The sequence below is a fragment of the Chryseobacterium camelliae genome (genome assembly GCF_030818575.1).
GTDB lineage: Bacteria > Bacteroidota > Bacteroidia > Flavobacteriales > Weeksellaceae > Chryseobacterium > Chryseobacterium camelliae_A.
Window position 1 is genome coordinate 179633 of record NZ_JAUTAL010000001.1, and the last position, 13952, is coordinate 193584.

Genomic DNA, 13952 nt, shown 5'->3' on the forward strand with positions numbered 1-13952 from the left:
ATTATGCGATTATGCTGCTGTCGATAGCCTGGTTATTCCAGGAAATATGCTGTATGTTTTTATTGGGATCGAAAAAGAAATCTATTCTTCCTAAAAGAAGTCCGGCCCAGCCCACCTGGTTCACCAGTACATTTTTTCCCTGTCTGTTTTTGAATATCTGAGGCTCCGGCAAAAATGTATGGGTATGGCCGCCTAAGATAAGGTCGATGTTTTCTGTACGGGCCGCCAGGATTTTGTCGCTCACTTTATCCGGCTCATCCGTATAGTCATATCCGATATGGGAAAGGCAGATGACCAGGTCACATTTCTGGTCATTTTTCAGGAAGCTGGCATAGTGCTGGGCCACATCAACAGGATCTGAATAACACGGTTTCACCATACTGTTTCTTTCCTACAAGTCCCTTAAGCTCGATGCCTACACCAAAAAGCCCGACTTTAATTCCGTTTTTGTTAAATATCTTATAAGGAGAGGTTTTTCCGTCCAGAACCGTATTTTTGAAATCATAATTGGAGCAGATGAACGGGAATTGGGCATTAGGCAATACTTTAAGGAAGCCATCCAGTCCGTTGTCGAAATCATGGTTCCCCATCGTGGAAGCATCATATTTCATCATGGACATCAGCTTAAATTCCAGTTCGCCTCCGAAGAAATTAAAGTAAGGTGTCCCCTGGAAAATATCCCCGGAATCCAGCAACAATACATTGTTTTCCTGATTCCTGATCTGTTGGATTAGGGTAGCCCGCCTGGCAAAACCTCCCTGGTTAGGATTTCTTTTATAGCTTGAATCAAAAGGCTCGATTCTGCTGTGCTGGTCATTGGTGTGGAGAATAGTCAGTTTTTTGGCTGCTTTCAATGAACTGATATTCATTTCCTTCGCCATCAGGATGTTCGGAGCCAGGACCATTGCCAGGGTTCCGCCACTTACGGTTTTAAAAAAACTTTTTCTATTCATTATTTTTTACCCATAAATTTTAAACGGATATCTGTGGGAGGCACAATTTCCGGGTTGTTTTTGAAATATTCTATGAAAAGGTCCCTTTGTTTGATTCCTGTAGAAATCATTTCCCCTTTGGAAAAAAACGTCATATTATCTCCGCCTAAAGCCAGATAATCTGAAGTAGCAATATAATATTCCTGGTCCGGATTAACAGGTTTTCCGTCAATCAGTGTTTTTACCAGATGTTTATCCAGCGTTTCTATGTATAAATGAGATACGGGATTGTTGATCTGTGTTCTGGCATAATAATCAAAAAGACCCTGAAGATCTGTACCTTTCATTTTGACAATAATCAACTCATTCTCAAACGGCATCACTTCATAAATATTTCTCAGCATGATATCTCCTTTTCCGATCACCGTTCTGATCCCTTCAATATTGATCACGGAAGCATCCACATTCCTGTTCAGATGTGCTTTTGCCCATTGGTTAGCACTGTCAAAGATGTAATCTGCTAAAAGATTGCCCAGGTTGCTGTTATCTCCCTGCTTGGTAAGGTCTACATTGGTATGGGAAATTTTCTGGTTCATCTCCCGCTCCAGTTTTTGCTTGTATGGTTCAATAACACGTACAAATTCCTGATCGTCCTTGAGCTCTTTATTAATAGAAATATTCTTCTCTGTTTTCACCTGGGCTACCTGAAGAGCAGTTGTGCCGCATGAGGTAAGGGAAGCCAGAGCAATTCCTAATAATAAGAATTTATTTTTCATAAGATCTTTTAGTATATGCAAATATAATTATATGTATAATAAAACATGATTATTTATGATAAATTCTTGGTCTAAATTATTAAATTTGAAAAAAATAATTCTAACAGATGAGCATTTTAAAAGGAGTAGGTGTTGCCCTGATAACGCCCTTTAATGAAGATTTGTCCGTAGACTTCGACAGCCTTACCAAGCTAGTTGAATATAACATAGAAAACGGGACTAAGTATTTGGTGGTATTGGGAACGACGGCAGAGGCGGCAACACTTTCTGCTGAAGAAAAGAAGCAGGTGACCGATCATATCATTAAGGTAAATAACCAGCGCCTTCCTTTGGTACTGGGAATAGGAGGCAACAATACCCTTGAAGTAAAGAAGCAGATTGAAGAAACTGACCTTTCCGCGTTTGAAGCAGTCCTGTCTGTTTCTCCATACTATAATAAACCTAACCAGGAAGGGCTTTACCAGCATTACAAGGTGCTGGCTTCCACAGGTAAGAAGATCATTATCTACAACGTTCCATCGAGAACAGGCCAGAATATTGAGGCAGAAACTACTTTGCGCCTTGCCCGGGAATTCCCGAATTTGTTCCTGATTAAAGAGGCTGCTCCGAATATTCTGCAGTACTTTGACATCCTAAGGAAAAAACCTGAAGGATTCTCCCTGGTATCCGGAGACGATGAGTTTACGCTTCCGGTAACTTTAGCCGGCGGTGATGGTGTGATTTCCGTAATTGGTCAGGCTTACCCTAAAGAGTTTTCCACGATGGTCCAGCTGGCATTTGAAGGGAAAATACAGGAAGCCTATGCCATACACAATAAGCTGGTAGATATGACGAGGCTGATTTTTGCTGAAGGAAATCCATGCGGGGTTAAAGTGATTTTAACTGAAAAAGGAATTATTAAGAACCACCTTCGTCTTCCGCTTGTAAAGGCATCCGAAGGGCTTTATGATAAAATTAAGGCTGAAATGGCCTGTATTCAATAGTCATTCGCTACAGTTTAACTGAATATAAAACCATAAAGTGAAAGGCTGATGTCTTTCACTTTTTTTCATTGAAGCAAAATATATGAGATTTATACCAGCCACAGAAACACATATCCCGCTCATCCGTGATTTAGCCGCCAGATCATGGAAGAGCGCTTATTCAGACATCCTTTCTGAGGATCAGATCAGCTACATGCTTGAAAATATGTATTCCGAAAAAGAAATTTCCGCCCATCTTCAACACAGGAATTACCATTATTATCTGTTGATGGATGAGCATCATGAAGAATTTCTTGGATTTATAGGATTTGAAAACCATTATGAACCTGAAACGACAAAGCTGCACCGTATTTATCTGGTTCCGGAAAGCAAGGGAAAAGGCTTCGGTAAAAAAGCACTTAAATTCCTGAACGACCATGCCATTGAAGCGGGAGATAAAAGGGTTATCCTGAATGTCAATAAATACAATCCTGCACGTGCATTTTATGAATCCCAGGGCTATACCGTTTATGATGAAGGCGTTTTTGACATTGGCCATGGTTATATAATGGATGACTACCTAATGGAGTTTTTCACCGAGGGTTGACTAAAAATTATGTAAGAATACAATGTAATTCTATAACATGTGACGTTTCGGTTTGATGCATCTTTGCATTGCAACAAAACAGACGTGACGATACATCCATATAACTGATTTAAGTTTTTGCTTATATCAGTATATTTTTTCATCCTTAGTGTTTGATTCCTGTGTTATATAATGCAGGAGTTTTTATTTTATCAGATCAAGAAAAAAAAATCTTCCTAACTCACGATAAAATGACATAAATTGCTATATTTACGCATATTTTAACACACCATAACACTATATCAGGATGAAACTGTACGTAAAATTTGATATCAATACACTTTGCAGAAAGGTATTGGATCAGCAGCTTAAGGAACATGGTCTCCGGTACCGGCTTCTCAGCTTTGGAGAAGTAGAGCTGTACGAATCTTTAAATCAGGACCAGCATAGGATTTTCCAGAATAAACTTGCAGACTATGGTATTGAAGTCATAGAAAACCAGAAAATTGCCTTGGTGCAGAAGATCAAGGCTGCTATTGTTCAGCTGGTTTTTTCAGATGAAATTATTCCTGTAAAAGCATCAGTTTATCTTTCAGAAAAACTAGACCACAGCTACGGTTACCTTTCCAATCTTTTTTCTGAAATCGCCTGTACCTCGATTGAAAATTTTATCATTCTGCAAAAAATTGAATATACCAAAGAGTTGATTGTCAGAGGTAAACAAAATCTTACTGAGATTGCCCGTAAGCTTAATTACTCCAGTGTGGCACACCTGAGCTCGCAGTTTAAAAATACAACCGGGCTTACGCCTTCGCAATTCCAGAAAATAATGAGCAAAAGAAGAAGATTAGAAAGCGCAGCGAATCATAAAATATCATAATGAATAATGAAAATCTGAGCGTCATTGTGACTGATCACGATGAAGTAAACAGAATATTTTTCAAAAATATTTGTAAAGATGCAAAAATCCCGGTAAGGTCGCTGGAATTTGATAACGGGAGGGTTTTGATGGAATATTTAAGTACGGTTGATGCTGTAATACCGGGGATGCTTTTCATGAATTATCACCTTCCGGGTAAAGAATCACTTAATTATCTCAACAGAATAAAATCAGACCCCAAGTTCTCCGAACTTATTGTCGTTATCTATTCTCCGGGCCTTACAGAAGAACAGATTGAAGAAATTTTTATAAAAGGCGGCAATGTCTTTATGAAATTACCGGGCAATTATCAGGCATTGAAAAAGCTATTGCTGGAAGTCGTAAGCGCGAGCTGGCAATACCATACTTCGGCATTAAGTATTGATACTTTTATAATGCGAGTGGACTAAAAATTCGGTTGATTTAATGTTAGTTATAACATAATAATTGTATTTGCATGAGAATTTTGTAATGAATTATAAAAATCATATAAGAAACAGAACTTAATTTATTGCCATATTTGTAAGGAAAGCGATAGGGAACTTTATTAGAAAACACCAAATTACATTTACAATATCAGTCACAAAATGAATTATATGTATTTCCGGTTTTAAGCGCAGAAGATCTTTAAATAAACGGTACAATCATGAAAACTCTATCTTATTAAGGGAATCCTTTCGTTTCATTTTATTATTCTTCCTTTAGTGGACAACAGTTAGTTTTTATAATAAGCATACCGGAAACATAATTCATTTTGTTTTTAGGATCATGAGAAAATTCAAGCAAATAATAGCAACATATATACATCTTTGCTGGGAATAGAATCTGAATGATTTCAGCTTAATTTTCAACGAGATTATTTCTTCTGAATAACAGTTTTATAAGGGGGTCGCACAAAGCTATGCTTTGTGCGGTTTTTTATGAAATTTTACTCCATTTGTTTTTACCCCGGTAGTATCTCAGATAATAACTTTTGATAAGCTGGTGCTCAGGAAGAGATAACAGGGGATCCTTATCCAGTATTTTTTCAACAGCTTTCTTAGTGGTCTTGATGATAGCAGAATCCTTTACCAGATCCAGCTTTTTAAAATCTACCACACCGCTTTGCTGGGTGCCCAGGATATCTCCCGGCCCACGCAGCTGCATATCCACTTCGGAAATCTTAAAGCCGTCATTGGTCTCTGTCATTGTCCTGATGCGTGTTCTGCTTTCAGTTGTCAGTTTATCTGAGGTCATCAGGATGCAGTAGCTCTGTTCGGCACCCCTTCCTACACGTCCGCGCAGCTGGTGAAGCTGTGAAAGCCCGAATCTTTCAGCGCTTTCAATCACCATGACAGAAGCATTGGGCACGTTTACACCCACTTCAATTACGGTCGTGGCAACCATAATTTCAGCTTTGCCTGAAGCGAAATAGTTCATGGCCGCATCTTTTTCGTCAGGTTTCATCCTGCCGTGCAGCATGCTTACGTTATAGTCTGAAAAAGCATCCATTACGTGTTCCAGGCCCTCCATGAGATTTTTATAGTCAAGTGTTTCAGATTCTTCGATCAGCGGATATACAAAATATACCTGCCTTCCTTTTTTGATTTCATCCCGGCAGAAATTATACACATAAGTCCTGTCTTTTTCTCGTCTGTGAGCGGTAATAATAGGTTTCCTGCCCACCGGCATCTCGTCAATGACTGATACGTCAAGATCCGAATAGAAACTCATAGCGAGGGTTCGGGGAATAGGCGTAGCCGTCATCACCAGGATATGCGGCGGAATGCTGTTCTTTGCCCACAGTTTGGCGCGCTGGGCTACCCCGAAGCGGTGTTGTTCATCAATAACTGCCAGTCCGAGCTTGTGGAATTTAACCTTATCCTCAAGAATTGCATGGGTACCAACCAGAATAGAAAGCTCACCGCTTTCAAGCTCCTGATGAATGATTTTCCGTTCTGAAGCCTTTGTGGAACCCGTTAATAACCGAACATTCACCGGTGTATCCTGCAAAAGATCTTTGATGCCGTTGTAATGCTGTTGGGCAAGGGTTTCAGTGGGTGCCATCAGGCAGCTCTGGAATCCGTTATCCATGGCAATAAGCATGGTGAGTAAAGCTACCATTGTTTTCCCGGAACCTACATCCCCCTGGAGAAGCCTGTTCATCTGCACAGGTTTTTTCATATCCTGCCGGATCTCCTTAAGTACCCGCTTCTGGGCTCCGGTAAGATCAAAAGGGAGGCAATGGTCATAAAAATCAGTGAAATGTTTTCCGATCACTGGAAAAGGATTCCCTCTGGAATGCGTTTTATGATGGCGTTTCTTCAGTCCGTATCCAAGCTGGAAGAAAAAAGACTCTTCAAATTTTAATCTGTGATCTGCTTTTTCAGCGTGCTCCGTATCTTTCGGGAAATGGATGTTAAGGTAGGTGTGCTGCCTGGACAGAAAACCGAATGCTTTGGTAATATAGCCGGGAAGGTTTTCCTGAATAAGTTCCGGGATTTCTTTGCAGATATTTTTCAGCACTACCTGGAAAAATCTTTGATTCAGACCTCTTTTAACGAGTTTCTCAGAACTGGGGTAAATGGGCTTCAGCCTGTTGTCATTTTCCTTTTTTTCTTCGGCTTCAATCTCCGGATGGGGCATGGAAAACTGGCCATTGAAAAAGTTTACTTTTCCGAAAATATAGACTTCACGGCCTACAGGCAGCTGTTCCTTGAGCCATTTGGAATACTGGAACCAGACTAGGTCCATGGTTCCCGTATCATCACTGAATTTTGCAGAAAGCCTTTTAGTCTTACCGTTCTGAATTTCCTGTACCTGGGAAATCCTGCCTTTCAGCTGAATCTCCTGGCTGGCCTCGTGCAGACGGGATACTTTGTATATTTTGCTTTTATCCAGGTAACGGATAGGATAGAAGTTCAGGAGATCTTCCACAGTAGTCATTCCCAGGATGCTCCTGATTAATTTCGCTCTCTCCGGGCCGATCCCTTTTACGTATTCTATGGAAGTTTCTAAAGTCATGAAAAATGAGCCTCTAATTTCGGGAAAATAGAGTAAACTTTAAAATCTAATGATCAAAACTTCTACGGAACTTTTAATTTTTCAATTTGGATTTAAATTTTTTCTGGTATTCTTCCCATTGCTGCCGGGTACGTATCTTTTTGTACAGGTTCTTGGATATCAGTTCCAGGTAAGGCTCAAGTTCACGGGCAGAAAGTTCTCCCTGCAGAAGGGTAATGGGACTTCCCGTTTCATCCAGAAATACAGTGCTGGGTACTGCAGCTACATTCATATATTGAGTAAATTCATGAAGTGAATTTTTACCTTTTTTACGGGTATGATCAGGGTTTGAGAATTTCCTTTCAAATATATTGACGGTCCTCTTTTCCTCTGCATTAAATTTTACCGGATAAAAATTTTCATTCAGCATCTCAGTGATAACCGTATTTCCATACGTTGTCTTATCCATGATTTTACATGGGCCACACCAGTCTGCATAGAAATCGATCAGTATTTTTTTTGGATGCTGTTTCTGGGCATTCAGGGCTTCTTCAATAGTCATCCATTTAACCTGGGCAAAACTGAAGCTTAGCCAGAAGAGGCAAATAATGCTTAGTATTTTCTTCATGACTTGTATATTATAAGTAAAAATAAGCATTATTTGCGGATTCCTATTTTACATCCTGCATTAATTTTCTAACATATGGGGAAATAATAATGAGAAGGACACCTGCGATTACGGAATACAGTCCCAGCTGTTTATAGCCTTCGGTATAGGTGATCAGGGCATCATAATTTGACGAGCCTTCCTTTGCCGTTGCCATTTGGGCACCAATGATTCCGGCAACGTACTGTCCATAAGCAGAAGCCAAGAACCACATTCCCATCATAACACCCTGTAACTTATTCGTGGAAAGCTTTGTCATGATGGAAAGACCGATAGGAGAGAGGCACATTTCACCCAGGGTAATAATGAAAAGGGCGATGGTAAATATGCTTAACGAAGTAATTCCTAGGCTATTGGCAAAATAGCGGGTAGCAAATATGACATAGTATCCAAGACCCAGGAAGAGGAAGCCGAGACCGAATTTAATAATCGTATTCGGTTCGATTTTCCTTTTGCCCAACCAAATCCACAGCAAGCCGAGAGGAACAGCCAGCAGAAGGATAAAAAAAGCTCCTCCTGAGTTATTAACTCCGTTAGGATTAAGATTGAAAAGATCCCTGTTCAGGTTCTTGGCTGCGAAAATACTCAGTGAGCCTCCACTCTGTTCATAAATGCCCCAGAAAATAATGGAGAAGATGATAAAGACCAATGCGGCAATGAGTTTATTTCTTTCTGCAGGCGTTACTTTGGTCATTTCATATAAAAGATAGAGCAGCGTTAGGGGGCCAACAATATACATAAAGTAGTTGGTGTACTGAGGAACCGAAACCATAGTCATGATGAGTGGAATAATGGCCAATGTTCCTATATAAACAGCTATTTCCTGCCATTTTTTTATTTTTCTCTCAGGCTGATCTGATAATGGATGTCCAGGCTGCAACCCGATAGGGCCCAGTTTTTTTTGTGTGAATACAAAATTGATAAGGCTGATCACCATCACCACAGCAGCAAGGCTGAATGCTATATTCCAGGTTTTATCATGGGGGATATAATCAGAAAAAACGTCTCCCTGCCCAATGGCAACGCAGAAGTACCCTCCAAGAAGCGCCCCAAGGTTAATCCCTGCGTAAAACAACGTAAAACCGGCATCAGTTCTTGTATCTCCGGACCTATATAGTTTCCCGACCATAGTGGAAATGTTCGGCTTAAAAAAGCCGGTGCCGATAATCGTAAATGAAATTCCGAAGAAAAAATAATCATGTGGATTCAGGGAAAGGATAATACTTCCGGCAATCATCAGAAGCCCGCCCCAGAAAAGCGACTTCCTGAAGCCGAGGATTTTATCTGCAAATAATCCCCCCACAAATGTGAATGCATATACAAAAGCCTGGGTTGCGCCGTACTGAAGGTTGGCTTTTTCTTCACCAAACCCTAATTGGGAAATCATAAATACAACAAGCATTCCCCGCATGCCGTAAAAGCAGAAGCGTTCCCACATTTCGGAAAAGAAAAGGTTCCAGATCTGAGTAGGGTATTTTCCTTTAAAATCCCGTATTTCATCTAAAGTTAAGTTCATGTCTGACTAGGGTATATGTAATTAATTTTCTGACTGATCCCGGTCCAGCTCGAACCGTATCCTGTCCTGATCTATAATTTGTTTTAATTCTTCCTCTTTAGGAAGGTATAATAAATATTTACTGGCAAAAAGGTTGTTCTTGTCATTGAGCACAGAATACTTCACAATGGTTTCATCTTTTTCAGAACACAGCAGGATTCCAAGAGTTGGGTTATCACCTTCAACACGCTTCAGGTCATCGTACATTCTTACATACATATCGATCTGCCCGATATCCTGATGGGAAAGTTCTCCCGTTTTCAGATCAATGAGCACGAAACATTTTAGTATGTAATTGTAAAAGACAAGATCTATATAAAAGTCTGAAGTATCGGTAGCAATGTGCTGCTGCCTTGCTACAAAGGCAAAGCCTCTCCCGAATTCCAGCAGGAATTTCTGGATGTGGTCAATAATAGCGGTTTCAAGGTCTTTTTCTGAAATTTTCTCGTCCGGTTTCAATCCCAGGAATTCAAAGACGTATGGATCTTTCAGTACATTCTGAATGGTTTCTTCAGACGTTTTACGATGTTCCAGAATTCTTTCATAAGCCAGCGAATTGATCTGCCTTTTCAGGTTTCTCACATTCCAGTTGTTTTCTATTGCTTCCTTTAGATAATAGTCTCTTTTTGTTTTATCGCTCTGGCTGGACAGCAGTCTGTAGTGTGACCAGCTTAATTGTTGAGACAATGTGTCAACAATTGGGAACGCCTGGTAAAACTTGCGCATATTGGATAAATTAGTATAATCAAATCCTTTTCCAAATTCAGTGGTAAGCTGCCGGGAGAGATTTTTCAGGGTGTAGCTTCCGTATTCTGCCCTTTCTTTTCCTTTCTGTTGGTCTTCCACGATTAATTTTCCGATTTGCCAGTAGGTAAGCAGGAGGGTGGAGTTCGCTATCCGAAACACTTTTTCGCGCGACTGCTGTATAAGATCCTTTATGGAATGAAATAAAGAGCTTTCGGAAACTTCCATCGTACGAAAATAAAAAAAACCTCTGACTTTGCAGAGGTTTAAAGAATATTTGTTTATGCTTAGTTCACACCATGCATCATTTTCTTAAGTATCGGCGATATAAGTGCCAGAATTACGGCAGCAATACCGCACAGGATCACGAATACCATGAAGAATTCAAAAAGGTTATGAATTTCAAATCCAGCAAACACAGGGTTTTCTAACGGCAATTGTGCTTTTTCAAAAGCTGCGGCCTGTTCTGTAGTAAGAGTTACTTTTTTATCAAGGACATCCTGTAGATTGATGCCCATCTCCTGAGCTTTTTTGAATTTATCACCGGTAGCTGGGATCAATGCACCCAGAGACCCCGCAAGAGCATATCCTGCTGCATTGGAAATAAAGAATACACCGTATAATAATGATGCAAATCTTTTAGGAGCTAATTTACCTACCAGGGATAATCCGATTGGAGACAAGCAAAGCTCACCCATGGTCTGGATGAAATACAACAGCATTAGCCATTTAATAGCCAGCAGCCCGGAATTTCCTAAATCTTTTACATTATGCGCAATGATAAAATAACTTAAGGCAATTAAGGCAAGACCCATCGCCTGCTTCATAGGGGAAACCGGCTCTTTTCCTTTGGCTCTTAACTTATCCCAGATCAAACTGAAAGGTACTGCCAGGATCACTACGAAAATCCCGTTGAAGATCTGAACCATGGAAGGGGGCATATTCCACCCGAATATACTTCTGTCTGTCTGGTTATCAGCAATGAACGTTAATGATGATCCTGCCTGCTCAAAGGCTGCCCAGAAGAAAATAATAAAGAAAGATACGATATAGATTACCCAGATTCTATGTCTTTCTACTTTATTTTCAGCAGAAGTCATGATCAGGAAAGCCAGGGAAATACCTGCTGCATAAATGAACGGATAAATGATTCCTTTGATCAGCTGTCCCATTTCTACAGAATTTAAACCGAATTCTCCTACCAAAAGGTATCTGAACACAAAAAACAGAACAACAAAGATCACTCCGGTAAATGCAAGGAACTTATTGGAGAATTTTGCGGTCTGGGTTTCACCTTCTTCAAAATCTGCACTGGTGTTGTTTTTCGGCAATCCTCCGATAGGTCTTCCTTCAGGTGTTACCACATATTTGTTCTTGAGGATAAAGAAGGTCACGGTTCCTACCACCATTGCGATAGAAGCAGCCAGGAATCCCCATTTAAACGCAAAGATATCTCTTACTCCTGTAGCGGCATCCTTTACGTCTCCTACGTATGGGCAGATGAACTGGCCTAAAAAAGCACCGATATTGATTCCCATGTAGAAAATAGTGAATGCAGAGTCGAGTTTTGATTTTTCCTGCTTAGGATATAGGCTTCCCACCATAGAGGAAATGTTCGGCTTGAAAAACCCATTACCGAAAATAATCACGAAAAGGGCTAGCCACATAATCAGCTTGGCACTCCCTAGATCAGCCGAAAAACTGGATGCACTGATGAACAGTAAAAACTGTCCGATAGCCATTAAAGATCCACCGATCAGAATTGCATTCCTGTTTCCAATATATTTATCAGCAATAAAACCACCCAAAAGAGGTGTCAAATAACACAAAGCTAGAAATCCACCGTAAATGATTGCAGCATCCGCTTCTTTAATCAATAAGGAATTTACCATAAAGAGCGTCAACAAAGCTCTCATTCCATAAAAATTAAAACGCTCCCACATTTCTGTTCCGAAAAGCACCCATAAACCTTTCGGGTGTCTGGAACCTTTTTTCTCTACCCATTCATCCGGTTTCGGACTTAATGCTTCAGTATTATCCATTTTATTGTTAATTTTTGTTAAGACTGACAAATATAGTTTTTTTTGGGTTGTCGGCAAGGTTTAATTTTACAATTGCCAAAAAAAGCTGCAGAAGAGTTCTGCAGCCTGATTAATGGTTGTATTGTCCAGGCTTAATGCCCTTTTTCTTTCATAATCCTGTTTAGCCTTTTCAGCATGGAAAACCCTAATAATGTGGCGAATATCAGCAGCCCGAAATTGACCAGGAAGTAATTCATTTTATTGTCATAGCTGTACCATGTACTTGCCAGAATCCCCGAAAGCTTGTTGCCTACAGAGTTCGCCAGGAAAAAACCTCCCATCATTAAGGCAGTAATCCTCGCCGGCGAAAGCTTGGATACAAATGATAATCCCATTGGTGAAAGGCAGAGTTCTCCTATAGTAATAGCGCCATAACCGGCCACGAGCCACCAGGCAGATACCTTGACGGAGCCATTGTCACCGGCTGCCACAGCAGCAACCATCACCAGGCAGGACAAGGCTGAAATAAATAATCCTAAGACAATTTTGGTGGGCGTTAAAGGTTCTTTTCCCTTTCTTCTCAGAAATGCCCAAAATCCTACTATGACGGGTGTTAAAGCAATCACCCAGAACGGATTAATGGATTGAAACAGCTCAGTATTATACAGATATACTTTCTTTTGCGGATTTTTTTCCAGCTCTGAACGCTGTTCCGGTGAAATATTTTTAAAATACACATCTTTTCCGGTTTGCTTTAAGCTTTTTCCGTCTTTATCTTTTTGAGACTGGAATTGGTCATCGTAGACTGGCACTTCGCTGTCTGTATAACTCTTTCCATCCACCATGTAGATGTCTTCCAGGGGTTTTTCCATAATGGCAGGCACACTTCTGTCCGTATAATAATTGGCCCATCTCGTTAAAGCCGTTCCGTTTTGTTTAAAGACAGCCCAGAAAAACATGCTGATCATAAACACTGAGAGAAGAGCACCGATGGATGACTTTTCTTCAGGTTTTGCCTTGAAATACAGTGATGCATAAAAGTAAATAACCGGGATACAGGCAAAAATAAACGCATCGGTACTATCGCTGCCGAAAATATTTCCCGGAATAAACCATCCTCCGGCCCCGAAAATAATAGCCGGCAAGAATACTTTTACCAGAATCTCGGACAGTTTCGTATCTCCTTCCTGTACAGGTTTCATCTGCGCTGCGTGGATATAGTGTTTTCTACCGACCGTAAAAATAACCAGCCCGACCAGCATCCCGACACCGGCGGTAATGAAAGCTTCTCCCCATCCGAATTTATTCCGCATAAACGCCGCAATAATATTACAGATGAAGGCCCCGATATTGATCCCCATATAAAAAATGTTGTACCCCGAGTCCTTATTCGCTTTGTAAGGCTCTTCAGAATACAGGTTTCCCAGAAGGGTGGAAATAGTAGGCTTGAAAAAGCCGTTCCCGATAATAATCAATGCCAGTGACGTATAAAATAAGGTAAGATCCTTGAAGACACCCATCCCGACATATCCGGCTGCCATAAGGATCCCTCCCAGGTAAATAGATTTGATGTATCCTAAAACCCGGTCGGCTAAAAAACCTCCAATGAAAGGAGTGAGATAGGTTAGGGCAATATAGGTCCCGAAAATATCGTCGGCGGTTTTGTCAGGAAGTCCCAGACCGCCTTTCAGGCCGGTAGGTTCAATGACATACAGAACGAAGATTCCGAGGATCAGGTAATACCCGAAACGCTCCCACATTTCCGTAAAAAAGAGAAACGGCAGCCCTTTAGGATGTTTGGCTTTCAT

Annotated in this window: 11 protein-coding genes and 1 pseudogene; 4 read left to right on the forward strand and 8 right to left on the reverse strand. The window is 40.6% G+C overall.

What is annotated here, in order from left to right:
* Position 1 precedes the first annotated feature (1 nt).
* Together QE404_RS00895 and QE404_RS00900 are read right to left on the reverse strand one after the other, a co-directional pair.
* Positions 2–953, reverse strand: a pseudogene (locus QE404_RS00895) (bifunctional metallophosphatase/5'-nucleotidase).
* Positions 953–1708: a 5'-nucleotidase C-terminal domain-containing protein gene (locus QE404_RS00900; protein ID WP_307445413.1), complete on the reverse strand. Its 756-nt coding sequence runs from the start codon at positions 1706–1708 to the stop codon at positions 953–955. Before QE404_RS00900 ends, QE404_RS00895 begins: the two are co-directional and overlap by 1 nt.
* Positions 1709–1815: 107 nt before the next feature.
* Here QE404_RS00900 and dapA point away from each other — a divergent pair, with 107 nt between their 5' ends.
* From dapA to QE404_RS00920, 4 genes are all read left to right on the forward strand, one after another.
* Positions 1816–2691: a 4-hydroxy-tetrahydrodipicolinate synthase gene (gene dapA / locus QE404_RS00905; protein ID WP_307445415.1), complete on the forward strand. Its 876-nt coding sequence runs from the start codon at positions 1816–1818 to the stop codon at positions 2689–2691.
* 82 nt (positions 2692–2773) lie between these two features.
* Positions 2774–3277 carry a GNAT family N-acetyltransferase gene (locus tag QE404_RS00910; protein ID WP_307445418.1) on the forward strand — a complete coding sequence of 168 codons (504 nt, stop codon included), beginning with the start codon at positions 2774–2776 and terminating at the stop codon, positions 3275–3277.
* A gap of 286 nt (positions 3278–3563) precedes the next feature.
* Entirely contained in the window at positions 3564–4136 is a 573-nt protein-coding gene (locus tag QE404_RS00915; protein ID WP_307445421.1) for a helix-turn-helix domain-containing protein, read from the forward strand.
* Positions 4136–4585, forward strand: a complete 450-nt coding sequence (locus QE404_RS00920) for a response regulator (RefSeq protein ID WP_307445424.1) — start codon at positions 4136–4138, stop codon at positions 4583–4585. The genes QE404_RS00915 and QE404_RS00920 overlap by 1 nt, the downstream gene beginning before the upstream one ends.
* 508 nt (positions 4586–5093) lie before the next feature.
* Here QE404_RS00920 and recG read toward each other — a convergent pair.
* The 6 genes from recG to QE404_RS00950 all read right to left on the reverse strand — a co-directional run bounded on the left by recG (position 5094) and on the right by QE404_RS00950 (position 13952).
* Positions 5094–7178 carry an ATP-dependent DNA helicase RecG gene (recG, locus tag QE404_RS00925; protein WP_307445427.1) on the reverse strand — a complete coding sequence of 695 codons (2085 nt, stop codon included), beginning with the start codon at positions 7176–7178 and terminating at the stop codon, positions 5094–5096.
* Positions 7179–7251: 73 nt separating this feature from the next.
* Positions 7252–7785, reverse strand: coding sequence for a thioredoxin family protein (locus QE404_RS00930; RefSeq protein ID WP_307445430.1), 534 nt, complete (start codon positions 7783–7785; stop codon positions 7252–7254).
* 43 nt (positions 7786–7828) lie between these two features.
* Positions 7829–9340: a peptide MFS transporter gene (locus QE404_RS00935; RefSeq protein WP_307445432.1), complete on the reverse strand. Its 1512-nt coding sequence runs from the start codon at positions 9338–9340 to the stop codon at positions 7829–7831.
* Positions 9341–9361: 21 nt separating this feature from the next.
* The gene (locus QE404_RS00940) at positions 9362–10351 is read right to left on the reverse strand and encodes a PDDEXK nuclease domain-containing protein (RefSeq protein WP_307445433.1); all 990 of its coding nucleotides are present in this window, start codon (positions 10349–10351) and stop codon (positions 9362–9364) included.
* A gap of 59 nt (positions 10352–10410) precedes the next feature.
* Positions 10411–12165, reverse strand: a complete 1755-nt coding sequence (locus tag QE404_RS00945; RefSeq protein WP_307445434.1) for a peptide MFS transporter — start codon at positions 12163–12165, stop codon at positions 10411–10413.
* Positions 12166–12296: 131 nt separating this feature from the next.
* Positions 12297–13952 carry a peptide MFS transporter gene (locus QE404_RS00950; RefSeq protein WP_307445436.1) on the reverse strand — a complete coding sequence of 552 codons (1656 nt, stop codon included), beginning with the start codon at positions 13950–13952 and terminating at the stop codon, positions 12297–12299.

What these genes read in the sequence shown, in the direction of transcription:
- QE404_RS00900 (WP_307445413.1), bottom strand. Translation starts at nt 1,708, where the DNA reads ATGAAAAATAAATTCTTATTATTAGGAATTGCTCTGGCTTCCCTTACC.
- dapA (WP_307445415.1), top strand. Translation starts at nt 1,816, where the DNA reads ATGAGCATTTTAAAAGGAGTAGGTGTTGCCCTGATAACGCCCTTTAAT.
- QE404_RS00910 (WP_307445418.1), top strand. Translation starts at nt 2,774, where the DNA reads ATGAGATTTATACCAGCCACAGAAACACATATCCCGCTCATCCGTGAT.
- QE404_RS00915 (WP_307445421.1), top strand. Translation starts at nt 3,564, where the DNA reads ATGAAACTGTACGTAAAATTTGATATCAATACACTTTGCAGAAAGGTA.
- QE404_RS00920 (WP_307445424.1), top strand. Translation starts at nt 4,136, where the DNA reads ATGAATAATGAAAATCTGAGCGTCATTGTGACTGATCACGATGAAGTA.
- recG (WP_307445427.1), bottom strand. Translation starts at nt 7,178, where the DNA reads ATGACTTTAGAAACTTCCATAGAATACGTAAAAGGGATCGGCCCGGAG.
- QE404_RS00930 (WP_307445430.1), bottom strand. Translation starts at nt 7,785, where the DNA reads ATGAAGAAAATACTAAGCATTATTTGCCTCTTCTGGCTAAGCTTCAGT.
- QE404_RS00935 (WP_307445432.1), bottom strand. Translation starts at nt 9,340, where the DNA reads ATGAACTTAACTTTAGATGAAATACGGGATTTTAAAGGAAAATACCCT.
- QE404_RS00940 (WP_307445433.1), bottom strand. Translation starts at nt 10,351, where the DNA reads ATGGAAGTTTCCGAAAGCTCTTTATTTCATTCCATAAAGGATCTTATA.
- QE404_RS00945 (WP_307445434.1), bottom strand. Translation starts at nt 12,165, where the DNA reads ATGGATAATACTGAAGCATTAAGTCCGAAACCGGATGAATGGGTAGAG.
- QE404_RS00950 (WP_307445436.1), bottom strand. Translation starts at nt 13,952, where the DNA reads ATGAAAGCCAAACATCCTAAAGGGCTGCCGTTTCTCTTTTTTACGGAA.